The following is a 24,304-nucleotide window of genomic DNA, read 5'->3' on the forward strand; positions in this document are numbered from 1 at the left end:
CGTTTTTCTTTTGTTAAAGTATTATTTTCTGACAATTCTCATGATTAGGAGTATAATATAGGTAAGCGTTATCCCTTAGATAAAGGAGGAGTTCCTATGAAAGAACGCGACTATGCCTTTGGCTTCCATGATGATATCAAGCCACTCTTTTCAACTGGTAAGGGTCTGACTGAAGAAGTTGTTCGAGAAATCTCAGAAATAAAAAATGAGCCCCAGTGGATGTTGGACTATCGTCTGCGCTCTTTGGAACTTTTTCATAAGTTACCCATGCCCGACTTTGGACCAGATTTATCTGGTATCCGCTTTGATGATATTATCTACTATCAGAAACTAAGCGGAGATCGGGCTCGCAGTTGGGATGAAGTCCCAGAGGAGATTAAGAAAACCTTTGATCGCCTGGGAATTCCAGAAGCTGAGAAGCAGTTTCTATCTGGAGCTGTTGCACAGTATGAATCGGAAGTGGTTTATTATAATATGAAGGAAGAGTTTGCCAAGCTGGGGATTATCTTCACCGATACGGATACGGCTGTCCAGGAATATCCGGACTTGGTCAAGCAGTATTTTGGTACTGTGATTTCAAATGCTGAGCATAAATTTTCTGCGCTTAATAGTGCGGTTTGGTCCGGCGGAACTTTTATCTATGTGCCCAAGAACGTCCAGTGCCAAGTCCCTGTTCAGACCTATTTCCGTATTAACGGAGAAAATGTCGGTCAGTTTGAGCGCTCCTTGATGATTATCGAGGAGGGCGGCTCTATCCAGTACATCGAGGGCTGTACAGCACCGACTTATACGACTAATAGTCTTCATGCTGCAAATGTTGAGATCATTGTCAAAAAGGATGCCTTTTTCCGCTATACGACCATTCAAAACTGGTCGGACAATGTGTATAACCTCGTAACGGAGCGGGGGATTGTTGAAGAAGGCGGCACCTTAGAGTGGATTGATGGGAACTTAGGCAGCAAAGTCAATATGAAATACCCCTGCAGTATTCTCAACGGCCGAAATGCCAGAACCTCTGTCCTCTCTATGTCCTTTGCCAACTATGGCCAGCACTTGGATGCGGGTTGCAAGGTCTTTCATAATGCGCCCAAGACTTCCAGTACCTTGATTTCTAAATCAGTTGCCAAGGATGGTGGTAAGACCGACTATCGTGGTCAGGTTCGCTTTGGTAAGAATAGTGCTGGTTCCAAATCTCATATTGAGTGCGATACCATTCTGATGGATGGTGAGTCCAGTTCTGACACTATTCCTTTTAATGAAATCCATAATTCAAATGTCGCGCTAGAGCATGAAGCCAAGGTTTCCAAAGTATCTGAGGACCAGCTCTACTACCTGATGAGTCGAGGAATCAGCGAAGAAGAAGCCACAGCTATGATTATCAACGGATTTATGGAACCCATTACCAAAGAACTACCAATGGAATATGCCGTTGAACTCAACCAACTCATCAACATGAGTATGGAAGGCTCAGTTGGTTAAAAATGTCCAGGGGACCTTTTTAATCTGCGGATAAAAACTCGCCTTTGCGAGTTTTCTTTTAATTTAAGGTCCAGTGGCCCTTTTTTATTTAGGATAAAACTAGAACATTTTACTATTTTTTGATATGATAGATAGAATATGAGGAGGAATGAGATGACGTTAGAAGAAATCAGACAGGAAATTGACCAAGTAGATGACGCACTCGTTGCCTTACTAGAGCAGCGTATGAATCTGGTTGGCCAAGTTGTGGCTTTTAAACAATCGAATGGGAAGGCCGTCGCAGATCCTAAGCGAGAAGAAAGGATCTTTGCTAGAGTTGCGAGCAAGATTGAAAATAAGGACTATCAAGAAACGATTCTTGCGACCTTTGCGGACATCCTAAAGCATTCACGTGCTTTTCAGGAGAAGCAAATAAGATGAGTGAAGTAAAAAATTCTTTAGCAATCTTCTTGGGAGCTATGCTAGGCGGTTTACTTCGTTATCAATGCTCATCCTTTTTCACATTTACGGGATATTTTCCGCTAGCGACACTTTTAGTCAACTATCTAGGAACTTTCTTGCTCATCTATTTAGTTAAAGGCTATCTCAGTCGCAAGCAAGTTTCTAAGCGTTTGTTATTGGCTTTGTCGACGGGATTTTGTGGCGGCTTGACGACTTTTTCTAGTCTTCTATTAGATTCGCTCAAATTGCTGGATTTGGGTCGTTATCCAGAATTGCTCCTATATCTTGCCTTGAGTATCGGCGGCAGCCTTTGCATTGCCTTATGGGCTGGAAGGAAGGTGACCGCATGATTTGGGTTTTGCTCATTGCTTGCGGTCTAGGAGCTCTCGTCCGTTACTTTTTTTCTAAGGTTAATAGCAGAGCTACTTTGCCAATAGGCACCTTGATGGCTAATGTACTGGGAACCTTTTTGATTGGATATTTTTATAATCATATCCAAGATAAACAGCTGTATAGCATTCTGGCAACAGGCTTCTGTGGCGGTTTAACAACTCTTTCCACGTTTAATGCTGAATTAGCAGAGCTGTTCTCAGATAGGAAGAAGTTTAGTCTCTATTTAATGCTGACCTACTTTATAGGATTTTTAGCCATTCTTTTAGGAATTTTTATCTAAAAATCTTTACTTTTGCTAGAATTTTGATATAATATATTTTGTGCATAAATGGATGCACTAAAAAAAGGCTAATCCGCTGTCGTCTAGAACTACAAGATTAGCAAGATAGGAGAAAAAATGAATCCATTAATTCAAAGCTTGACTGAAGGTCAACTTCGCTCAGATATCCCTGCATTCCGTCCTGGTGACACTGTCCGCGTTCACGCGAAAGTTGTCGAAGGAACTCGCGAACGTATCCAGATCTTTGAAGGTGTCGTTATCGCTCGTAAAGGTGCTGGTATCTCAGAAAACTACACAGTTCGTAAAATCTCTAACGGTGTAGGTGTTGAACGTACTTTCCCAATCCACACTCCACGTGTTGACAAGATTGAAGTCGTTCGTTACGGTAAAGTTCGTCGTGCTAAATTGTACTACCTTCGTGCATTGCAAGGTAAGGCAGCGCGTATCAAAGAAATCCGTCGTTAATATCAGAAATGACTCTGTCACTTGGCAGAGTTTTTCTCTAGTCCCCTTAGTTCAATGGATATAACAACTCCCTCCTAAGGAGTAGTTGCTGGTTCGATTCCGGCAGGGGACATAAATATTAAAACTACGTTCAAATGAACGTAGTTTTTTTAGTGAATTTGTTGAAAACGCTTTGAATTTCGTTGCCTTTTTATAGAAATAAGAGTAAAATATAGTTATTATAGTAAATAAAAAGCACCGAATCGGTGCGCACTTTTTCAAGTTGTGTACGGACAAAAGCCTTATTTTAACTTGCTGTGTTGTTTCGAATGGTTCCAAAACGTAGGCCAATGCAGCTTCTGCAAACTTCTTGTTTTAGAGCTGTGTTGTTTCGAATGGTTCCAAAACTATTTCTCATAACTATTTCATCAAGACCCAGTTTTAGAGCTGTGTTGTTTCGAATGGTTCCAAAATCGCTCCAAAGAGCCTTACATAGTCCAATAAATCCGATTCTTGAAAAAAGGGTCGGATTTTAATTTTATTCGATTTCGATTTTCTTACTATAAATTTTTTGTAATTTCTGGTTGTATTTTTTTAAAATTCTGCTATAATGGTATAATATTTATTTAGGAGGAAGAGAATGAGCTATATTTTGGAAATTTTACCTAGTCTTCTAAGTGGAGCAGCAACCACCTTGCAAGTGTTTGCTTTGGTCTTGGTTTTTTCGATTCCTTTGGGAATTATGCTGGCATTTTCAATGCAAATTCGCTTGAAGCCCCTGCAATGGCTGCTTCATATTTACATTTGGATCATGCGTGGGACGCCGCTACTATTGCAGTTAATCTTCATTTACTATGTGTTGCCAAGTCTCGGCATTCGGCTGGATCGGATTCCTGCAGCGATTATTGCCTTTACACTAAACTACGCCGCTTATTTTGCGGAGATTTTCCGAGGCGGTATTTCTTCCATTCCGACTGGACAGTATGAAGCTGCGAAGGTTTTGAAATTTACTCCTGTTCAGACGATTCGCCTGATTATTTTGCCACAAGTCGTAAAAATTGTGCTACCAAGTGTCTTTAACGAAGTTATGACTTTGGTGAAAGATACCTCTTTGGTGTATGCTTTAGGCATTTCAGACTTGATTTTGGCTAGTCGTACGGCAGCCAACCGAGATGCAAGTCTGGCCCCGATGTTTGTTGCAGGCTTGATTTATTTACTCTTAATCGGTCTGGCTACGCTGGTTGCAAAACAGGTCGAAAAGAAATTTAGTTATTATAAGTAGGTGCTATTATGTTAGAATTACGAAATATTAGTAAAAAATTTGGTGATAAGCAGATTCTAAAGGATTTTAATTTAATTGTGCCTGAAAAGCAAGTATTGGCCATTGTTGGACCTTCTGGCGGAGGGAAGACGACTCTTCTACGTATGCTGGCAGGCTTGGAGACAATTGATTCGGGACAAGTGATTTACAATGGAGAGATTTTGGATGTCGCTGAACTTGAAAAGCGCAATCTTCTAGGCTTTGTCTTTCAAGATTTTCAGCTCTTTCCTCATTTGTCTGTCTTGGAAAACTTGACCTTATCACCAATACATACAATGAATGTTTCCAAAGAAGAAGCTGAAGAGAAGGCGCAGGCCTTATTGACCCGCTTAGGCTTGTCCGAGCATGCCAAGGCCTATCCTTATTCGCTGTCAGGAGGGCAAAAACAGCGGGTTGCTTTGGCTCGTACTATGATGATCAACCCAGAGATTATCGGATATGATGAGCCGACTTCTGCCTTGGATCCTGCATTACGCTTGGAAGTAGAAAAACTCATCCTCCAAAATCGGGAAATGGGGATGACACAGATTGTGGTCACACATGATTTGCAGTTTGCGGAAAATATTGCGGATTCTATTCTCAAAGTCATACCAAAATAAGGGAGGTCCGAATGAAACTAAAGAATATTCTTTTGACCTGTCTGACCCTGATCCTGACCTTCCTGCTTAGTGCTTGTAGTTCCAATGTCAGTGATCCCAGCTTGGATAACTGGAGCAAGTATGAGGAAAAAAACAGATTACAATCGGCTTTGATAATACCTTTGTCCCTATGGGATTTGAGCAAAAAGATGGCACTTATGCAGGCTTTGACATTGATTTGGCCAATGCTGTTTTTGAGGAATATGGAATTAAGGTGAAATGGCAGCCGATTGATTGGGATATGAAAGAAACAGAGTTGACCAACGGCACGATTGACCTTATCTGGAATGGCTACTCCGCGACGGATGAGAGAAGAGAAAAGGTAGAATTTACCATTCCTTATATGAAAAATGAGCAGGTTTTGGTCAGCAAAAAATCCTCTCATATCTCACAGGCCAGTGATATGGTAGGAAAAGTATTGGGTGCTCAAGCAGGATCTTCTGGCTACGTAGCGTTTGAAAGCAATCCTGAAATTTTGAAAACCATTGTTAAAAATCATACAGCGACTCAGTATCAGAGCTTTAACGAGGCGCTGATTGACTTGCAAAACGACCGGATTGATGGTCTCTTGATTGACCGCGTCTATGCCAATTATTATCTGACAGAAGAAGGAATTTTAGATCAATATTCAGTTTTTTCAGTTGGATTTGAGAGCGAGGACTTTGCGGTCGGGGCTAGAAAGGCGGACCGTACTTTAGTTGAAAAAGTAAATGCCGCTTTCGGGAAATTATACCAAGAGGGAAAATTCCAGAAAATCGCTGAGAAGTGGTTTGGAGAGGATATTGCGACAGACCAAGTGAAAGCATATAAAAACAACTAGCAGAAAACTAGTTGTTTTTTCGTGTTTCTTGGTGGAAGATATTTTGCCAGACTTCGTGGCGGCGCCAGAGGCTGGTATGGATGACATCCCCGATTTGATAGCGAATCAGCTTAGTCTTTTGGCTAACGGATGTAATTTCTAAATTTTTGATAGGAGAAGTTTGGGCTCTCTCTAGTTGAAATTCCTCTTTGTTTAGCTGGCGACCATCTTGGGAAATGTAGACAAAATCAGAGGAAATAAGTGCATCCAATTGACTGCCTTGGTCGACTAATTGCTCACGCATCAGGAGCTTTTGATAAACATTATCCAGAATCTCATCTTCAGGAATCGGAGCTGGCTCAATATGAATATCAATGTCGAAGACACCGAAGTCTTCCTTGAGCATATCCTCTACCTGATCAGCAATTTCGTGGCTTTCAAAGACGGAGAGGTCAGGATTCATTTCCAGTATAATATCTAGATAAATATTGCTGCCATAGGTCCGACCACGCTGGGATTTGACGCGTGTGATTTTAGGAATTTCCAGAATGGCACGCTTATAGTCGTCTAAAAGGTCCTGATCAAAGCCGTCTGATAGGCTGAAGGAGGACTCCATGAAAATATCATAGGCTGTTTTCAGAATGAAAAAAGTAATAATGATGGCTGCTAGCCTATCAACGATGGGAAACTTCAGGGAGCTGGCAATAATAGCAACCGATGTGCCCAGAGAAGTGATGGCGTCCGAGAGATTGTCCTTGGCAGCCGCATCCAGAGCTTTGGATTTTACCCTTTTGGCTAGGTTTTTATTGTAAAGATAAACGCCAAACATGATGATGGCCGATACAATCCCGACGATGGCTCCCACAGGATCAATCAAGGTTTCTTCCTTGTTAATGATTTTTTGAGCCGTATCAATGAGGACATTGAAACCGACAAAAAACATGATGAAAGAAGTAATTAGGCTGGCCAGATCTTCAATCTTCCAATGGCCGAAGCGGTGGTCCTTATCCGCTGGTTTTCTTGCCATGCGCAAACCGATTAAGACTGCTATATTGGCAACGATATCGGATACGTTGTTGAAACCATCCGCCGTCAAACTGGAGGATGTCAGTGCCGTACCTGCAATGATCTTTGTAACGGATAAGCCAATGTAGGTGGCAATTGCTAGGAGGGCGCCTCGTTCGGCAAGTTTGAGATTGTCACTTGGATGATTGTTCATGGCTGCTCCTTTCTAGACTACTATTATAGCTTTTTCACACTTGAATTTCAATTGAGGACAGTTGCCTTTTCGATAACAAATTCGCTCGAATTTTGATATAATGGAAGCATTGATTTTCAGTTTGATTTTGTATTGAAAGGATAGAAGATGAATCCCTTATTAAACGGTATGAATGACCGTCAGGCCGAAGCGGTCCAGACGACGGAAGGCCCCTTGTTGATTATGGCGGGGGCTGGTTCAGGAAAAACTCGAGTCCTGACCCACCGCATCGCCTATTTGATTGATGAGAAGATGGTCAATCCTTGGAATATCCTAGCCATTACCTTTACCAATAAGGCAGCGCGGGAGATGAAAGAACGAGCAGCAGCGCTCAATCCAGCCACCCAAGACTGCTTAATCGCTACCTTCCACTCCATGTGTGTGCGCATCCTGCGGCGAGAAGCAGATCATATTGGCTACAACCGCAACTTTACTATCGTTGATCCAGGCGAGCAGCGGACTCTGATGAAACGGATTCTCAAAAACCTCAATCTGGATCCTAAAAAGTGGAACGAGCGCGCCATTCTAGGTACTATTTCCAATGCTAAGAACGACCTGATTGACGAGGTGGCCTATGCGAATCTAGCTGGTGATATATACACAGAGATTGTGGCCAAGTGCTACACGGCCTATCAAAAGGAATTGCGCCAGTCTGAAGCCATGGATTTTGACGATTTGATCATGCTGACCCTGCGGCTTTTTGACCAGAATCCAGATGTCCTGACCTACTACCAGCAACGTTACCAGTACATCCATGTGGACGAGTATCAAGATACCAACCATGCCCAGTACCAGCTGGTCAAGCTCTTGGCTTCTCGCTTTAAGAATATCTGTGTGGTCGGAGACGCTGACCAGTCTATCTATGGCTGGCGGGGAGCCGATATGCAGAATATCCTAGACTTTGAAAAGGATTATCCAGAAGCCAAAGTTGTTTTGCTTGAAGAAAACTATCGCTCGACTAAGACCATCCTTCAGGCGGCTAATGAAGTCATCCGAAACAACCGCAATCGCCGTCCTAAAAATCTCTGGACTCAAAATGAAGACGGTGAGGAAATTGTCTACTATCGGGCTAATGACGAGCAGGACGAGGCTCTCTTTGTCGCTCGAACTATTGATCAACTGAGCCGAGAAGGTTACAGTCATAAGGATTTTGCGGTCCTTTACCGGACTAATGCCCAGTCACGGACGGTGGAAGAAGCCCTGCTTAAGGCTAATATCCCCTATACCATGGTTGGGGGCACCAAGTTCTATAGCCGTAAAGAAATCCGCGATGTTATTTCTTACCTTAATCTCATCGCCAATCCTAGTGACAATATCAGCTACGAGCGCGTGGTCAATGAGCCCAAACGTGGTGTCGGGCCGGGAACGGTGGAGAAAATTCGGGATTTTGCGGCTAGTCAAGAAATCTCTTTGCTGGAGGCGTCAGCTAATATCATGCTATCACCAGTCAAGGGCAAGGCAGCTCAGGCAGTTTATGAGTTTGCCAATCTGATACTCGATTTGCGGGATCGTTTGGATGACTATAGCGTGACTGAACTAGTCGAGCTTGTTCTGAAAAAAACAGGTTACGCTGCAGCTTTGGCAGCTCAGGCAACCTTGGAGAGCCAAGCTCGGATTGAAAATATCGAAGAATTCCTGTCTGTAACCAAGAACTTTGACGAAAATCCAGACAATCCTGCTGATGAGACAGGTCTGGACAAGCTTAGCCGTTTTCTCAATGACCTAGCCTTGATTGCGGACACAGATGATGGAGATATGGAGAGTTCTGAAGTGACTTTGATGACGCTCCACGCGGCAAAGGGATTGGAATTTCCAGTCGTCTTTCTGGTTGGTATGGAGGAAAATGTCTTCCCTCTGAGCCGGGCATCTGAAGATGAGGATGAGCTGGAAGAGGAGCGCCGTCTGGCCTATGTCGGCATCACCCGAGCAGAGAAGATTCTCTATCTGACCAATGCTAACTCCCGCTTGCTCTACGGCCGTACCAACTACAATCAGCCGACCCGTTTCTTGAGAGAAATCAGTTCAGACTTGCTAAACTATCAGGGACTGGCTCGACCGGCAAACAGCTCCTTTAAGGTTAGCTATACCAATAGCGATACTAGCAAATTCGGTCAGGGCATGAGTCTGGCTCAAGCCCTGCAGGAGAGGAAGCGTCAAGCGGCACCTAGTTCGATTTCTACAAACAGCCTGCCTTTTGGAAAGAGCAGTCAGAGCCAGCCATCTAAGCCAGAAGTTGCTTGGGCTATCGGGGATATTGCCCACCATAAGAAATGGGGCGATGGAACAGTTTTGGCAGTATCTGGCAGCGGCAACAGTCAAGAGCTCAAGATTAGTTTCCCAGAAGTCGGCCTGAAGAAAGTGCTGGCCAGCATAGCACCGATTGAGAAAAAATCATGATGAGGCAGTCGATTGAAGCCTGGATTTATCATCCAGAGGAACGAGAAATCTTGCTCTTAAAAGTGGAAGCTGAGAAAGTTTCCTTTTGGCAGCCCATTACTGGTGGGATTGAGAGTGGTGAGAGTCCAGAAGAAGCCTGTCTTCGTGAAATAAAAGAAGAGACTAGCTTGCTCTTACATCGTTCAAATCTGACTAGTCTTGGAGATTTTATGGTAAAGATTGATGAAAATCTGACCATCCACAAAAATCTCTTTCTAGTTCTGACTGAACAGAAGGCAATCCAGATTTCTGATGAGCATGTAGGGGCTCAGTGGGTAGCTTTAGACAAAGTTTCGTCGCAGCTTTATTGGCCCAGCAATCAAGCGACTTTTGAGATTATGTCTGAGAAGCTATAAGATATAGCTTCTCTTTATTTCTTTTGATAAGGAAATTCTATTAGTCAAGCGGGGCATTTAATGGTAGACTTATCACATAACTATAGTGAGGTGACCTTATGACACGTGAATTTAAATTTGAAACTCTGCAGCTTCATGCCGGACAAACAGTGGACCCGACAACCAAATCACGGGCTCTGCCTATTTACCAGACAACTTCCTATGTGTTTGACGATACTCAGGAGGGAGAAGATCTTTTTGCCCTACGCAAACCGGGCAATATCTACACTCGGATTACCAATCCGACCCTGTCTGCTTTTGAGGAGCGGATTGCGGCTTTGGAGGGTGGAGTCGGAGCTCTAGCGACAGCTTCTGGTATGGCAGCTGTTACCTACACCATTCTAGCTTTGGCCCATACTGGCGACCATGTAGTAGCAGCCTCTACCATCTACGGCGGTACCTTTAATCTGCTCAAGGAAACCCTGCCTCGCTATGGCATTACCACGACTTTTGTGGATATTGAAAATCTGGCTGAAGTAGAAGCAGCCATTCAGGACAATACCAAGTTGGTTTTGATTGAAAGTTTAGGCAATCCGCTGATTAATATCCCTGACTTTGATGATTTGGCCGAGCTGGTTCATGCTCACAAGATTCCGCTGATTTCTGACAATACCTTTGCTACACCTTATCTAATCAATGTCTTTTCTCATGGAGTGGACATTGCAGTACATTCTGCGACCAAGTTTATAGGTGGTCACGGAACAAGCATTGGCGGTGTGATTGTGGACAGCGGTCGTTTTGACTGGGAAGCTTCTTGCAAGTTTCCGCAGTTCGTGGACCCGGACCCGAGCTATCATGATATCAGTTATACGCGCGATGTCGGAGCAGCAGCCTTTGTTACTGCTGTTCGGACCCAGCTCTTGCGCGATACGGGTGCAGCCATGTCTCCCTTCAATGCCTTTCTCTTCCTGCAGGGGTTGGAAACTCTCTCTTTGCGTGTAGAACGCCATGTGTCCAATGCCGAGAAGATTGTGGAATTCTTAGCAGGGCATCCTAAGGTCGAGCAGGTCAATTATCCGAAGCTTGCTGACAGACCTTATCATGCTTTGGCAGAAAAATATTTCCCTAAAGGCGTGGGCTCAATTTTCACCTTTAATGTCAAAGGTGGTGAGAAAGAAGCTCGTAAGGTTATTGACAGCCTAGAGATTTTCTCTGACTTGGCCAATGTAGCAGATGCTAAGTCCCTGGTCGTCCATCCAGCTACAACGACTCATGGTCAGATGTCGCCAGAGGCTCAACTGGCAGCAGGCATTACACCAAATCAAATCCGTCTCTCTATCGGCTTGGAAAATGTGGATGACTTGATAGAGGATTTGAGAATAGCTTTGGAATCTATTTAACAAATAATAGCTATAATTTAGAATATTTAGAAATTGAATTTTTAAATATTCTATTTTTTTTGAATATAATGATTTTTTGTGAGATAATGTCAGTATATTTTAATTAGTGAAGGTTGATTTAAATGAGACATAAAATTTTAGTTACAGGTGGGGCAGGTTTTATAGGTACTCATACTGTTATTGAACTAGTTAATGCTGGTCATGAAGTAGTGGTAGTTGATAATTTAATCAATAGCAACAAAAAAAGCATTGAAATTGTTGAAAAAATTGTTGGGAAAAACATTCCATTTTATATAGCAGATGTCTGTGATGAGGAAAAGCTGCTCGAAATTTTTACGAAAGAAAGACCTACAGGAGTTATTCATTTTGCCGCATTAAAGGCAGTGGGAGAGTCTACGGAAATACCTCTTACATATTATAAGAATAATATCACAGGTGTTTTAACGCTTTTAAAAGTGATGGAAGAGGTTAATTGTAAAAATATTATTTTTAGTTCTTCAGCGACGGTGTATGGGGATCCTCACACAGTTCCAATTTTAGAAGATTTTCCACTTTCAGTTACAAACCCATATGGCCGAACAAAATTAATGACAGAAGAAATTTTGACAGATATTTATAAAGCCGATATAAGTTGGAATGTGGTGATTCTTCGTTATTTTAACCCTATTGGTGCACATGAAAGTGGAGATTTAGGGGAGAATCCGAATGGAATCCCAAATAACCTTCTTCCTTATGTAACTCAGGTTGCAGTAGGGAAACTGCCATCAGTACGAGTATTCGGTAACGACTACCCTACAGTTGATGGGACAGGAGTTAGAGATTATATTCATGTTGTAGATTTGGCAAGAGGGCATGTTGCTGCGCTTCAGAAGCTAGAGGGAAAGTCTGGACTAAATATTTATAATCTTGGGACAGGAAAAGGCTATTCTGTTCTAGAAATTATAAAAAATATGGAAAAAGCAGTCGGAAAGAAAATTCCGTATGAGATTACAGAACGGCGTGCAGGTGATATAGCTTCTTGCTATGCAGATTCCAAAAAAGCTAAAGATGAACTAGGATGGGAAGCCGAGTTTGATATTGAGCGAATGTGTCAAGACGCTTGGCGTTGGCAGAGTAAGCATCCGAATGGCTTTGATGATTAGGGTGCTTCAAGTGAAAATCTAGTTTCTTCTATATTGATAGATAAATGCGAATAAACTCTTAAAATTAGTGAACACTAATCTGAGTTTGTTCGTATTTTTATCTTATTTTGACTTATAAAGTTAGATATAAAGAAATCTTAGTCTTTGAGTATTCTAAATTGGTTTATGATTGAGACTACTATAATCATTTATACAGTAGAAAATGAGGCATATATATTGTATAATAGGTGTAAACTATTTTAAGGAGATACAAATCAGTGAAATCTTCAGATTTGTTAATTATTATTCCTGCTTATAATGAAGAAGCATCAATTGTTAGTGTTGTAGATAATATCATTCAAAATTATTCTCAGTATGATTATGTTATTATTAATGACGGTTCGAAAGATCAAACATCAGCAATTTCTCATGCTAAAGGCTATAATATTGTTGATTTACCAGTAAATTTGGGGTTGGCAGGTGCTTTTCAGACGGGGCTTCGATATGCTTATGAAAAAGGATATAAAAAAGCAGTGCAGTTTGATGCTGACGGTCAACACTTACCTGAATATATATCTGTTTTAGAAGAAATGATTGATTCGGGATATGAAATGGTGATTGGTTCGCGTTTTGTTACAGAAAAACGCGAAAATTCTCTCAGAATGTTAGGGAATACATTGATTAGTGGAGCAATTAAATTAACAACAGGTAAAACGATTAACGATCCTACATCAGGGATGCGGATGTTTTCTGAGAATTTGATTAAAGAATTTGCACTTAATATCAATTATGGACCAGAACCAGATACAGTTTCCTATTTGATCCGTCATGGAGTAAAGGTCGCGGAAGCTCAGGTACGGATGAGAGAACGCCAAGCAGGTGAAAGTTATTTGACATTTTCGCGTTCCATTCAGTATATGATACATATGTTTGCATCTATTTTGATTATCCAAAACTTTAGAAAGAGAGGTTAAAATAATGACGATTTGGTTTCAAGTTGTATTAACTATTGTATCTATTTTGACATGTAGTTTCATTTTGCGTAGTATCAGAAAATCACAAGTTCAAATTAATGATGCCTTATTTTGGATATTTTTCTCGATAGTTTTATTAGTTTTCAGTATTTTTCCAAAATTAGCAGAAAAAATTGCGAATGCCTTAGGAATAGTTTCAGCCGTTAACTTTATCTTTTTATTCATTATTTTTTTATTGTTGATTAATCAGTTTCAATTAACTTTAAAGTTATCAAAATTAGATACAAAATTTAAAAATTTAGTACAGATAATTGCATTGAGGAATAAAGATGAAGATACGCACTGATCCATCGGATAAAGAAATATATTTTTGGAATTTGTTGGGAAATTTAGCAGCATCTGGGGTATCTGTATTATATCTTTTAATTATCACAAGATTGAGTTCTGCTAAAGTAGCAGATCAATTTAGCCTAGCTAATTCCATCGGAACACTATGGATAGTTATCGGTTTATTTCAAGTTCGAAATTATCAAGGAACGGATGTAAAGCAGCGGCATAGTTTTATAGGTTATTTTCAGACTCGTATCCTCACAATTACGATAATGATACTTACCTTGTTTCCATATTTATATATAATTGGTGAAGGCCGTTATTCATTAGAGACTCTTCTATTGACCTTTCTTATGATTCTTTATCGCATGTGGGATGCAGTATCAGATTTATTTCAAGGATTGTTTCAACAAAGAGAGCGTATGGACATTGCTGGAAAAACAATGTTTATTCGATATTCTACGAGTGTTCTAGTATTACTAATAACATTGCTACTATCTGAGTCTGTTCTGCTTGCTTTGCTTTCTTTAGTTATGTGGAATGGGCTACTCATTTTTTTCTACGAGATGCGTTTTGTAGCTTATTTCGAAAAAATTCAAGTCCGAGAATTGTTGTCTACTCGCTATAAAAAAGATATAAAGGATATATTGTTAGCTTGTTGGCCACTATTTGTAAATGGATTTATTTTGTTATATATTTTAAATGAGCCTAAAATAATCATTGAAAAAGGTCTTAATCAGGGCTTTTTACAAACTGGAATGCAACGTGATTTTAATATTCTGTTTATGCCTGTCTTCTTTATGAGTCTTATTATTTTAATTGTTAGACCCCTGATTACAAAATTAGCCATTTTATGGAATAAAAAAGAATATAAAGAATTCTCATTAATTATAAAAAGATTATTAGGATTTCTATCTTTAGGCGGTTTGTTCGTCACATTTATAGCCTATTTATTTGGTGTGCCTGTACTTAGTTTAATATTTGGCGTGGATTTGAACAAGTATGTACTTCCTTTTACTATTCTGATATTCTCGGGAGTTTTATATGCTTTAGCAATTGTTTTTGAGAATATTTTAACGATTATACGGAAACAGCATATTTTAGTTGGCTTGTATATTATTCTTTTGATACTTACTAAATTGATCACAGAACCATTTATTTATCAAAAAGGTATGCTTGGTGCCGCGATTAGTTTTTTTATTGTTACGTTAGTTTATTTATTTGGAATTGCAAGTATTTATTTTTTAGCAAGTAGAGATAAAGGAAGTAAAAATGAAATATGATTTAACGGTGATTATTCCTGTTTATAACACTGAAAAATATTTGAGAAGGTGTTTAAATAGTATTGTCCATCAGGAGGAAATAGAAAAGTGTTCATTGCGAGTACTCTGTATCAATGATGGCAGTACCGATAATTCAGAAAATATTATTAGAGAATATGTTGAAAAATATACATTTATTGAATTGTTTTCAAAAGAGAACGGGGGAGTATCAGATGCTAGAAACTATGGCATTGAACAGACAAAGTATAGTGACTACATAGCATTTATTGATCCAGATGATAGTATCTATAAAAGCTATTTAAAGGAGTTTATGCTTGCCAAAGGAAAGGATGTTATTTATTTTGATATTGATCTGTTTGATAATGCTGAAAAAACAATAAAACATTTAAAAGTTAATCCTTTCTATGATTCTACCGCTACTACAAATAATATTCGTCTTTTTATGCTTACTAAGCATGCATCGTGGACTAGAATTTACAAAAGCTCACTTATAGAATCGTATCGTTTTCCAAATGGAAAGATTTATGAAGACATCGCTCTTATGCCTTTTGTTACTTCAAAATGTTCGGATGTTTCATATATACAAAAATATTTATATAAATATACAGTGAATACTTCTAATTCCATCATGAATTCAAGTAAGTCTAATATTTTTGATATTTATGATGCTTTAGAATATCTTTTCTCTTTATTTGGTGATGAATTTGAAATGTATAGAGAAGAATTACAATATCTAGCCTTGGAGCATTTATGTGTGGGGCATACTTATCGGTTATTAAAATACCCTAAGGCAACGAAACAAGATTTTAAAGACATCATTTTATTTATGGAAAAATATTTTGGAAAAAATTGGGAAAGAAATAAATACATTAAACAAGGAATTCAAAAAGTAAATATAAATTCTGCATTAGCATATGTGGTTCCATTATTTTTGAAAATTTTGAAATATAGATGTTTCAGTTTATTACTGGTTATGAAACATAAAGTCAGTTAAATATAAAAGGATGAGTGGATATATGTTTGATGGATATTTTAAACACTTCCTTCATTTTGCACAACAATATTGCTTAGCAATAACTGTTAATGTAAAAAAAAGATGGAAATATTTGTTGCTATTATGGCTCATGGTTTTAGCTATATATGTTTATCTAGGTGGCTCGATTATTTTTATACCTAAAACATTATTAATCATAACGGGGCTAATTGGCAGTTTAGCTGTTTGTGTAGATGGGAAAATACATAATAAAGTATGTACAATGATTATCTTGATGGGAAGCATCTTTGCTTTCATAACTCCAGTTCTGGACGCTCCAGATGAGAATGCTCACTATTCGCGGGCTTTGTATATATCTGAAGGACATCTTTATTTACCTAGTAAACCAAAGGAATTTCAGGTTTCTAAGGATGTGGTTATAGCGGATAAAGTTATGAAAACACCTCTAATAAAATCGGGATTAGATAAGGTACGAACATCATCAGATAAAGCCTATTATCCGCAATTTGTTGCAACGAATGCTTCCTCTTTTGTTCCATACTTACCTCAAGTAGTAGGTATTTTAATAGCAAAAATTCTGGGACTAAGTGTATTTGCATCTATACTCTTGGGAAGACTCTCTAACTTAATTGTGTATTCATTATTGGTGAGATTGGCTATAAAAAAATCTAACGGAAAAGAATTATTATTCTCTACAATTGCTATGATACCGATGGCGGTTTATTTAGCTTCGTCTTTTAGTACTGATGGAATGGCGAATGGTTTAACTTTCTTACTGTTGGGAACATTTTGTAGTTTGGTAGGTCAGAATAAAGTGGATGTGAAAGATATTTGTATTTTTGCATCTCTATGTTTATTAATGGCAACTATAAAACTTCCTTATGTCTTGCTCGTTGGCTTATTATTATTCATTCCTAAAAATAAATTTAAAAGCCGTCATATATACTTGTATATAATTACTGCAATTGTTTTTGTTGCAATAATTAGTTTTTTATGGTTACGTTTATCTAGTGGAATTAATATAACTCAGGTAAATGATGTTGCGAATCCAGTTGAAAAATTAAAGTACACTTTCGCCCACTTAAAAACATTTTCGCTATTTTCTTTTAAAGAGCTAATTAATTTAATTCCAAATTTACTCCCGTCCCTATTTACATTTGGTTGGTTAAGCTATGGTTTAGGAAATCTTATGTGGTTTTATCTTCCTTTTATTGCTTGTATCATATTTATGATTCCGCAATATAATCCATTACCTACTTTTAGTAAGTTTGGAACATTGTTAGTAGGTTTCGGTATAACATTGGGAATTTTGATGACAGCCTATCTGATGTGGGGAAAAGTAACGGAAATGAGTTTTAATGGCATTCAAGGACGATATTTTATTGGAGTCATACTTTCAATGGGATTAGCATTAAATGTTTCGCACTTCTATGTTCCTATACCTGTCGTCTTGACTAATGAGGAAGAAGAGAGGAGAGATAGTCTGGTATTATTCATTGCGTTGTTATTTATTGTTATGTCAATAGTATTGACAATTTTAGAATATTATGGTGTCAAAGCCTAGTTAAGGAGTTATAAATGAAGAAAGTTTATATTTTTATTACTGTATTGCTATCTATGGTGTTTATAAACGTTTTGTCAGTAAGTGCAAACGATGGTGGAGTAGAAATGTATAGAATGTATAATCCAAATAGTGGAGAACATTTTTATACAGCAAGTTGGAATGAAAAAGAGATGTTGGTAGGTGTAGGGTGGCACTACGAGGGAATCGGTTGGATTGCTCCTCTGGAAGGTCAAGATGTTTACAGAATGTACAATCCAAATGCGGGTGATCATCACTATACTCTGAATGCAAATGAACGAGATTTCTTAATACGAGCTGGTTGGAGATATGAAGGAGTTTCATGGAAATCTTCAGGTCAGCATCCGTTGTATAGATTATATAATCCTAATGCAAAAGCTGGTAGTCATCATTATACTTTATCTGAAGGAGAGAAGGACTATTTGGTTCAAGTAGGATGGCGTTATGAAGGGATAAGTTGGAACGCTATCGGGCTGGGCAAACCAGCTTCTCATTCATCTAATAACTCTTCTGTAGAAAATCACTCAGATACAATATCAGAAAGTGGAATTTATCCTAATTGTGAAGCTGCTAGGAGAGCAGGAGTTACCCCTATTTATCGTGGGCAACCGGGTTATAGTAGCAAGTTAGATAAAGACGGAGATGGAGTAGCGTGCGAAAAATGAGATGATTTATTGTCTATGTGTGTAGGAAAGGAAGAATATGACAATTTCAGTGATTGTTCCGTGCTTCAATGAAGAAGAGTCTATTCCTTTGTTTTATGAAGCTATGGAAGCGGTGAAATATCAAGTCCACGACCAATTCGAATATATTTTTGTCAATGACGGATCGACAGACCAAACCTTGGCTGTTTTGCGTGAGCTCAGTAGCCGCTGTGCAGATGTGCACTATCTGTCCTTTTCTCGTAATTTCGGAAAAGAAGCTGCCCTCTATGCTGGTTTGCAAGAGGCGAGCGGGGATTTTGTTACGGTCATGGATGTGGATTTGCAAGATCCGCCAGAGCTCCTGATTGAGATGAAGGCCATGCTGGACACGAATCCTGAGCTGGACTGTGTGGGGACCTGTCGTACTACTCGCGAGGGAGAGCCGCTAATCCGAAGCTTTTTTGCCAATTTGTTCTATAAGCTGATTAACAAGATTAGTCAGGTTGAGATGGTAGATGGTGCGCGTGACTTCCGACTGATGCGCCGTCAGATGGTAGAAGCCATTCTGGAGGTTTCAGAGTACAATCGCTTCTCCAAGGGAATTTTTGCCTGGGTTGGCTTCAATACTGAGTACTTGGAATACAAAAATGTTGAACGAGTGGCTGGCAAGACCTCTTGGAATTTCTGGTCTCTTTTCAACTATTCTTTGGAAGGCATCGTCAATTTCTCTGATGCGCCGCTCAACATCGCTTTTTTAGGTGGCATCCTGTCTTGGATTTTAGCCTTCATCCTGATGGCAGTAATTATTATCCGTACCTTGGTTTTTGGTGATCCGACATCTGGCTGGCCGTCCCTCATGACCGTCATTTTACTCATCGGTGGCTTCCAGCTGCTGACCATCGGTATCCTGGGCAAATACATCGGCAAAATCTTCATGGAAACAAAGAAACGCCCTGTTTATGTGATTAAAGAGAAGAGTAAGTAAAGAAGCAGATTTTTTCTGCTTTTTTTGGTATAATAAATTCATCGAATATTTATGATCTGAAAGGAAAAACAAATGATTTTAATTACAGGTGCGAATGGACAGCTGGGGACAGAGCTCCGCTATCTTTTGGATGAGCGCAATGAAGAGTATGTGGCTGTTGATGTGGCGGAAATGGATATTACCAATGCCCAAATGGTGGACAAGGTCTTTGCGGAAGTCAAGCCAAGCTTGGTCTATCACTGCGCAGCCTATACCGCTGTTGATGCAGCTGAAGACGAAGGCAAAGAGCTGGACTATGCCATCAACGTGATTGGTACCGAAAATGTGGCAAAAGCAGCAGAAGCACATGGGGCGACCATGGTCTACATCTCAACAGACTATGTCTTTGACGGACAAAAGCCTGTAGGCGAGGAATGGGAAGTAGACGATCGACCAGATCCGCAGACTGAGTATGGTCGTACCAAGCGCATGGGTGAGGAGCTGGTTGAGAAATATTCCAGCCGTTTCTATATTATCCGTACTGCCTGGGTCTTTGGGAACTACGGTAAAAATTTTGTCTTTACCATGCAAAATCTTGCTAAGACACATAAAACTCTGACCGTAGTTAATGACCAGCATGGTCGTCCAACTTGGACTCGTACGCTGGCTGAGTTTATGACTCATTTGGCTGAAAACCAAAAGGAATTTGGTTATTACCATCTGTCTAATGATGCATCAGAGGACACAACTTGGTATGACTTTGCAGTGGAAATTCTCAAAGATACAGATGTGGAAGTCCAGCCGGTTGATTCCAGCAAGTTCCCAGCCAAGGCTAAGCGACCTTTCAACTCAACTATGAGCCTGGCCAAGGCTAAGGCTACAGGCTTTGTCATTCCAACTTGGCAGGATGCTTTGAAAGAGTTTTACAAGCAGGAAGTGAGAAAATAAGGCGTTGATAGACTAGTTCACTATGAACTAGTCTATTTTATGGGTTAAACAACTTAATGAACCTTGTTGAAAGTTCCACAAATCACCAAGAAAATGATATAATAGACTAGATTGTAAATCTTTGAATAGAGGAAAAGCATGAGACATGTCTTCATCATCGGGAGTCGCGGACTTCCTGCTAAATATGGCGGATTTGAAACCTTTGTTGAAAAATTAGTAGAAAATAAGGTTTCTTCCCAAATCCAGTATCATGTAGCTTGTTTGTCGGATGATGAAGATTTTCATCATTTTGATTACAAGGGAGTGGATTGCTTCACCATTAAGGCTCCTAAGTTGGGGCCGGCTCGGGTGATTGCCTATGATATGATGGCCATCAATTATTCCTTAAAGCTAGTGCAAGAGCAGCAGATTAAGAGTCCATTTTTTTATATTTTGGGTAATACGATTGGAGCCTTTGTGGCACCTTTTGCACATAAAATTCATAAAGCAGGCGGGACTTTCTTTATTAATCCAGATGGTCTGGAATGGAAGAGAGCTAAGTGGCCTAAGCCGGTTCAAGCCTATCTTAAATATTCTGAGAAGCTTATGACCAAGCATGCTGATCTGGTCATTGCGGACAACCAAGGCATTGAAAGTTATATAAAAGAATTCTATCCTTGGTCCAAGACGGCTTTCATTGCTTATGGGACAGATCTCCAGCTATCTTCTCTTGACTCTCAGGATGCTTGCGTGCGTGATTTTTTTGAGAAATGGCAGAGCAGAGAAAAGGAATATTATTTGATTGTTGGACGTTTTGTGCCAGAAAACAATTACGAAGCTATCATTCGAGAATTTATGAAATCCAAAACCCAACGTGACTTGCTGATTATCTGCAATCATGAGGGAAATCCTTATTTTGAAGAGCTCAAGCAAAAAACGGGTTTTGATAAGGATTCTCGGATTAAGTTTGTCGGGACTGTTTATGATCAGGAATTGCTCAAATACATCCGCAATCAAGCTTTTGCCTACTTGCATGGCCACGAAGTCGGTGGAACTAATCCCGGGCTTCTGGAAGCTCTGGCTCAGACTGATGCCAATTTGGTTTTGGACGTGGACTTCAACCATCAAGTAGCCCAAGAAACAGCTTTGTATTGGCAAAAAGAAGAGGGGCAGTTGGCCCAGCTGATTGACAAAGTGGATGGTCAGCTCGATTTTTCTGAGCTAGGTCAGGCAGCCAAAGAAAATATGAAAGAAAACTACACCTGGGAAAAAATTGTAGGTGAATACGAGGAGCTATTTTTATCATGAAAGTGACTATTCTTCTGTCTACCTATAATGGTGAGCAGTTTTTGGCAGAGCAGATTGAAAGTATTCAAGCCCAAACTTATAGGGATTGGCAGCTCTTGATTCGAGATGATGGCTCTAGTGATGGGACGCGAGCGATTATTGAGGATTTTTGCCAACAGGACGACCGGATCTTCTTTATCAACCCAGAAGCCGCTCAAAATTTGGGTGTCATTAAGAGTTTTCATAGCTTGCTGAAGTATCAGGATTCGGATGTTTACTTTTTTAGTGATCAGGATGATGTCTGGTTGCCGGATAAGTTGGCGATTCAGTTGGCTGCAGCAGAAAACTATGATGCTTCCGTACCTTTGTTGGTTTATATGGATTTAAAAGTGGTGGATCAGGAGCTAAATGTTGTTCACGAAAGTATGATTCGGACGCAGTCTGACCATGCCAATACAGAATTGATTCAGGAACTGACGGAAAATACGGTGACAGGTGGCGTTTCGATGATCAACCGCGCTCTGGCTGATTTGTGGACAGGGCAGGAGGAGCATGAACTGCTTATGCACGATTGGTATCTGGGCTTGTTGGCTTCGGCCTTTGGGCAACTCGTTTATCTAGATCAGCCAGGAGAACTTTACCGCCAACATTCCAATAATGTATTAGGAGCCCGAACCTTACGCAAGCGGATGAAGAACTGGATTCATCCTAGCCGTCTATTTGTTAAATATTGGAAATTGATAAAAGACAGTCAGACTCAAGCTCGCAACCTTCTCAGCCAGCCTCTGACAACTGAAAATAGAGAAATTATTGAGAATTTTGTGACAATCATGGAAGCCCCTTTTGCAGAGCGACTGCGACGGATTCGAAAGTATGGCTACAGAAAAAATCGTGCCTTTCATACTTTGGTTTTCACGACGCTCATTCTCACAAAATTTGCTTATAAGGAGTAATATGCATGCTAGATTATTTTAGCCAAAAAAACTGGATTCTCTTGAGAGAGATGATTAAAACAGATTTTAAATTACGTTATCAAGGCTCTCTTATTGGCCACTTATGGTCTATTTTGAAACCTCTACTACTATTTACGGTCATGTATTTAGTTTTTGTACGTTTTTTACGTTTCGATGATGGTACCCCTCATTACGCAGTATCGCTTCTCTTAGGAATGGTGACGTGGAACTTTTTCTCAGAAGCAACCAATATGGGCATGATGTCTATTGTGTCTAGAGGGGACTTGTTACGAAAGTTGAATTTCTCTAAGTCGATTATTGTCTATTCTGCTATTGCAGGTGCGGCAATAAACTATGCAATTAATCTATTGGTGGTTTTTGTTTTTGCGTTGATTAATGGTGTCTCATTTAGTTTTGGATGGTTAGTCATCATTCCTTTGTTTTTAGAGCTGGTTTTAATGTCGGCTGGTTTTGCCTTTATGCTCTCTACGCTCTTTGTAAAATATCGCGATATTGGTCCAATTTGGGAAGTAGTGCTGCAGGCAGGCTTATATGCGACACCAATCATCTATTCACTGACTTTTATTCTTCAGAGAGGACAAGTTACTTTTGCAAAATTAATGATGCTAAATCCAATTGCACAAATTATTCAAGATTTACGCCACTTTGCAATTTATTCAGGGAGCATGCGAGGATGGGATTTGATTGAAAATCCATGGATTGCTCTGATTCCTTATTTATTGCCAGTAGTGATATTTGGACTTGGATATTATATCTTTAATAAAAATGCTAAGAGATTTGCGGAGATTCTATAATGTCAAATAATATTGCAGTAAAAGTTGACCATGTCAGTAAGTTTTTTAAACTGCCAACAGAGTCAACACAAAGTTTAAGAACAAGCCTAGTTAACCGATTTCGAGGAATCAAAGGTTACAAAGAACAACATGTCCTAAAGGATATTTCCTTTGAAGTGGAAAAGGGAGATTTTTTTGGAATTGTCGGCCGTAATGGTTCAGGAAAATCAACCCTTTTGAAAATCATTTCAGAGATTTATATTCCCGAAAAGGGAACAGTGACCATTGATGGCAAGTTGGTTTCCTTTATCGAGCTAGGTGTCGGCTTCAATCCAGAGCTGACCGGCCGCGAAAATGTCTATATGAATGGTGCCATGCTGGGCTTCTCAACTGAAGAAGTAGATGCCATGTATGATGACATTGTTGAATTTGCTGAGCTGGGTGAGTTTATGAATCAAAAACTCAAAAATTATTCTAGCGGGATGCAGGTTCGTCTGGCTTTCTCTGTGGCAATCAAGGCTCAAGGTGACATTCTGATTTTGGATGAGGTTCTGGCTGTTGGGGATGAAGCTTTTCAGCGCAAGTGTAATGACTATTTCTTAGAAAGAAAGAATTCTGGGAAAACAACTATTCTGGTTACCCATGATATGGGAGCTGTCAAGAAATATTGTAATAAGGCTATTTTAATTGAAGATGGTTACATTAAAGCCAAAGGTGAGCCTAGAGATGTTGCCAATCAATATAGCTTTGACAATACAGAACAAGTAATCACTTCAGATCAACCGGGAATTGAAAGAAGTGGTTCAGTTGTTGAAAATTTGAAGTTATCACTATTGTCTTCTAAAAGAGCTGCACCAAATGAACCAATTTCATTTGATTTGACGTATACCTTGCTAGAAGCTGTGCCGACTTATATTGCTATCTCATTTACAGATATTGATCGTAATATTTGGATTTATAATGATAATACGATGGATAATTTAACAAGTGGCAAGGGTGATGTTAAGGTAAACTATCAGTGTTCACTAGCAGGACTAAATGATATTAAGTTAAAACTTGAAATTACTGTGAGGGATGAGAATAATCAAGTTTTAGCCTTTCTTCCGACTGATGAGATTCCAGTTATTGTTCTAAATAGGGACGATATTGATGAAGATGATGAGTCAGCTAAAGATTCTGCAACTGGTATTATTCAAAGAAATGGGAAGTGGAGTTTTTCTTAAGAGA

General features: G+C 39.6%; 24 protein-coding genes, 1 tRNA gene and 1 pseudogene. 25 read left to right on the forward strand and 1 reads right to left on the reverse strand.

Features of this window, described 5'->3' with window-relative positions; all coding sequences use genetic code 11:
* The first annotated feature begins 96 nt into the window (after window positions 1-96).
* The 9 genes and pseudogenes from sufB to HMPREF9960_RS09135 all read left to right on the forward strand — a co-directional run bounded on the left by sufB (window position 97) and on the right by HMPREF9960_RS09135 (window position 5,816).
* Entirely contained in the window at window positions 97-1,479 is a 1,383-nt protein-coding gene (sufB, locus tag HMPREF9960_RS09095) for a Fe-S cluster assembly protein SufB (protein WP_005590632.1), read from the forward strand.
* A 153-nt stretch (window positions 1,480-1,632) separates the two neighbouring features.
* Window positions 1,633-1,899, forward strand: coding sequence for a chorismate mutase (locus HMPREF9960_RS09100; protein WP_005592492.1), 267 nt, complete (start codon window positions 1,633-1,635; stop codon window positions 1,897-1,899).
* Entirely contained in the window at window positions 1,896-2,270 is a 375-nt protein-coding gene (gene crcB / locus HMPREF9960_RS09105; protein WP_005590630.1) for a fluoride efflux transporter CrcB, read from the forward strand. The genes HMPREF9960_RS09100 and crcB (HMPREF9960_RS09105) overlap by 4 nt, the downstream gene beginning before the upstream one ends.
* The gene (gene crcB, locus HMPREF9960_RS09110; protein ID WP_005590629.1) at window positions 2,267-2,593 is read left to right on the forward strand and encodes a fluoride efflux transporter CrcB; all 327 of its coding nucleotides are present in this window, start codon (window positions 2,267-2,269) and stop codon (window positions 2,591-2,593) included. Before crcB (HMPREF9960_RS09105) ends, crcB (HMPREF9960_RS09110) begins: the two co-directional genes overlap by 4 nt.
* A gap of 117 nt (window positions 2,594-2,710) precedes the next feature.
* On the forward strand, window positions 2,711-3,058 hold the full coding sequence (rplS, locus tag HMPREF9960_RS09115; protein ID WP_005590628.1) for a 50S ribosomal protein L19: 348 nt from the start codon (window positions 2,711-2,713) through the stop codon (window positions 3,056-3,058).
* Window positions 3,059-3,098: 40 nt separating this feature from the next.
* A tRNA-Arg gene (locus HMPREF9960_RS09120) sits at window positions 3,099-3,170 on the forward strand.
* Between the two features lie 507 nt (window positions 3,171-3,677).
* Entirely contained in the window at window positions 3,678-4,319 is a 642-nt protein-coding gene (locus HMPREF9960_RS09125) for an amino acid ABC transporter permease (protein ID WP_005590626.1), read from the forward strand.
* An 8-nt stretch (window positions 4,320-4,327) separates the two neighbouring features.
* Window positions 4,328-4,957: an amino acid ABC transporter ATP-binding protein gene (locus tag HMPREF9960_RS09130; protein WP_005590625.1), complete on the forward strand. Its 630-nt coding sequence runs from the start codon at window positions 4,328-4,330 to the stop codon at window positions 4,955-4,957.
* Between the two features lie 11 nt (window positions 4,958-4,968).
* Window positions 4,969-5,816: pseudogene (locus tag HMPREF9960_RS09135) on the forward strand (amino acid ABC transporter substrate-binding protein).
* A gap of 7 nt (window positions 5,817-5,823) precedes the next feature.
* Here HMPREF9960_RS09135 and HMPREF9960_RS09140 read toward each other — a convergent pair.
* Entirely contained in the window at window positions 5,824-7,014 is a 1,191-nt protein-coding gene (locus HMPREF9960_RS09140) for a cation diffusion facilitator family transporter (protein ID WP_005590621.1), read from the reverse strand.
* Window positions 7,015-7,161: 147 nt separating this feature from the next.
* On the opposite strand from HMPREF9960_RS09140, the gene pcrA reads away from it, so the two are divergent.
* From pcrA to HMPREF9960_RS09220, 16 genes are all read left to right on the forward strand, one after another.
* Entirely contained in the window at window positions 7,162-9,450 is a 2,289-nt protein-coding gene (gene pcrA / locus HMPREF9960_RS09145) for a DNA helicase PcrA (RefSeq protein ID WP_005590619.1), read from the forward strand.
* Window positions 9,447-9,845 (forward strand): NUDIX hydrolase, encoded by a 399-nt coding sequence (locus HMPREF9960_RS09150; protein WP_005590618.1) that lies wholly within the window; start codon window positions 9,447-9,449, stop codon window positions 9,843-9,845. Before pcrA ends, HMPREF9960_RS09150 begins: the two co-directional genes overlap by 4 nt.
* A 98-nt stretch (window positions 9,846-9,943) precedes the next feature.
* Window positions 9,944-11,224 (forward strand): O-acetylhomoserine aminocarboxypropyltransferase/cysteine synthase family protein, encoded by a 1,281-nt coding sequence (locus HMPREF9960_RS09155; RefSeq protein ID WP_005590617.1) that lies wholly within the window; start codon window positions 9,944-9,946, stop codon window positions 11,222-11,224.
* 122 nt (window positions 11,225-11,346) lie between these two features.
* A complete protein-coding gene (gene galE / locus HMPREF9960_RS09160) occupies window positions 11,347-12,366 on the forward strand; it encodes a UDP-glucose 4-epimerase GalE (RefSeq protein WP_005590615.1) in 1,020 nt (339 codons plus the stop codon).
* Between the two features lie 257 nt (window positions 12,367-12,623).
* On the forward strand, window positions 12,624-13,319 hold the full coding sequence (locus tag HMPREF9960_RS09165) for a glycosyltransferase family 2 protein (protein ID WP_005590614.1): 696 nt from the start codon (window positions 12,624-12,626) through the stop codon (window positions 13,317-13,319).
* A gap of 4 nt (window positions 13,320-13,323) precedes the next feature.
* Complete coding sequence (locus HMPREF9960_RS09170; protein WP_005590613.1) at window positions 13,324-13,665, forward strand: DUF2304 domain-containing protein; 342 nt, start codon at window positions 13,324-13,326, stop codon at window positions 13,663-13,665.
* Complete coding sequence (locus HMPREF9960_RS09175) at window positions 13,649-14,932, forward strand: lipopolysaccharide biosynthesis protein (RefSeq protein ID WP_005590612.1); 1,284 nt, start codon at window positions 13,649-13,651, stop codon at window positions 14,930-14,932. Before HMPREF9960_RS09170 ends, HMPREF9960_RS09175 begins: the two co-directional genes overlap by 17 nt.
* Entirely contained in the window at window positions 14,922-15,926 is a 1,005-nt protein-coding gene (locus tag HMPREF9960_RS09180) for a glycosyltransferase family 2 protein (protein ID WP_005590611.1), read from the forward strand. Before HMPREF9960_RS09175 ends, HMPREF9960_RS09180 begins: the two co-directional genes overlap by 11 nt.
* 22 nt (window positions 15,927-15,948) lie before the next feature.
* Complete coding sequence (locus tag HMPREF9960_RS09185) at window positions 15,949-17,490, forward strand: DUF2142 domain-containing protein (RefSeq protein WP_005592472.1); 1,542 nt, start codon at window positions 15,949-15,951, stop codon at window positions 17,488-17,490.
* A gap of 14 nt (window positions 17,491-17,504) precedes the next feature.
* Window positions 17,505-18,173, forward strand: coding sequence for an excalibur calcium-binding domain-containing protein (locus HMPREF9960_RS09190; protein ID WP_005590608.1), 669 nt, complete (start codon window positions 17,505-17,507; stop codon window positions 18,171-18,173).
* Window positions 18,174-18,210: 37 nt separating this feature from the next.
* The gene (locus tag HMPREF9960_RS09195) at window positions 18,211-19,137 is read left to right on the forward strand and encodes a glycosyltransferase family 2 protein (protein ID WP_005590606.1); all 927 of its coding nucleotides are present in this window, start codon (window positions 18,211-18,213) and stop codon (window positions 19,135-19,137) included.
* 72 nt (window positions 19,138-19,209) lie between these two features.
* Complete coding sequence (gene rfbD, locus HMPREF9960_RS09200; protein ID WP_005590605.1) at window positions 19,210-20,064, forward strand: dTDP-4-dehydrorhamnose reductase; 855 nt, start codon at window positions 19,210-19,212, stop codon at window positions 20,062-20,064.
* Between the two features lie 138 nt (window positions 20,065-20,202).
* On the forward strand, window positions 20,203-21,351 hold the full coding sequence (gene cps2T, locus HMPREF9960_RS09205) for a beta 1-4 rhamnosyltransferase Cps2T (RefSeq protein ID WP_005590603.1): 1,149 nt from the start codon (window positions 20,203-20,205) through the stop codon (window positions 21,349-21,351).
* Window positions 21,348-22,283 (forward strand): glycosyltransferase family 2 protein, encoded by a 936-nt coding sequence (locus HMPREF9960_RS09210; protein ID WP_005590602.1) that lies wholly within the window; start codon window positions 21,348-21,350, stop codon window positions 22,281-22,283. The genes cps2T and HMPREF9960_RS09210 overlap by 4 nt, the downstream gene beginning before the upstream one ends.
* A 5-nt stretch (window positions 22,284-22,288) precedes the next feature.
* Window positions 22,289-23,098 (forward strand): ABC transporter permease, encoded by an 810-nt coding sequence (locus tag HMPREF9960_RS09215; protein WP_005590601.1) that lies wholly within the window; start codon window positions 22,289-22,291, stop codon window positions 23,096-23,098.
* A complete protein-coding gene (locus tag HMPREF9960_RS09220; protein ID WP_005590600.1) occupies window positions 23,098-24,300 on the forward strand; it encodes an ABC transporter ATP-binding protein in 1,203 nt (400 codons plus the stop codon). The genes HMPREF9960_RS09215 and HMPREF9960_RS09220 overlap by 1 nt, the downstream gene beginning before the upstream one ends.
* The last annotated feature ends 4 nt before the right edge of the window (window positions 24,301-24,304 follow it).

Origin of the sequence: Streptococcus cristatus ATCC 51100 (genome assembly GCF_000222765.1) — a bacterium.
GTDB lineage: Bacteria > Bacillota > Bacilli > Lactobacillales > Streptococcaceae > Streptococcus > Streptococcus cristatus.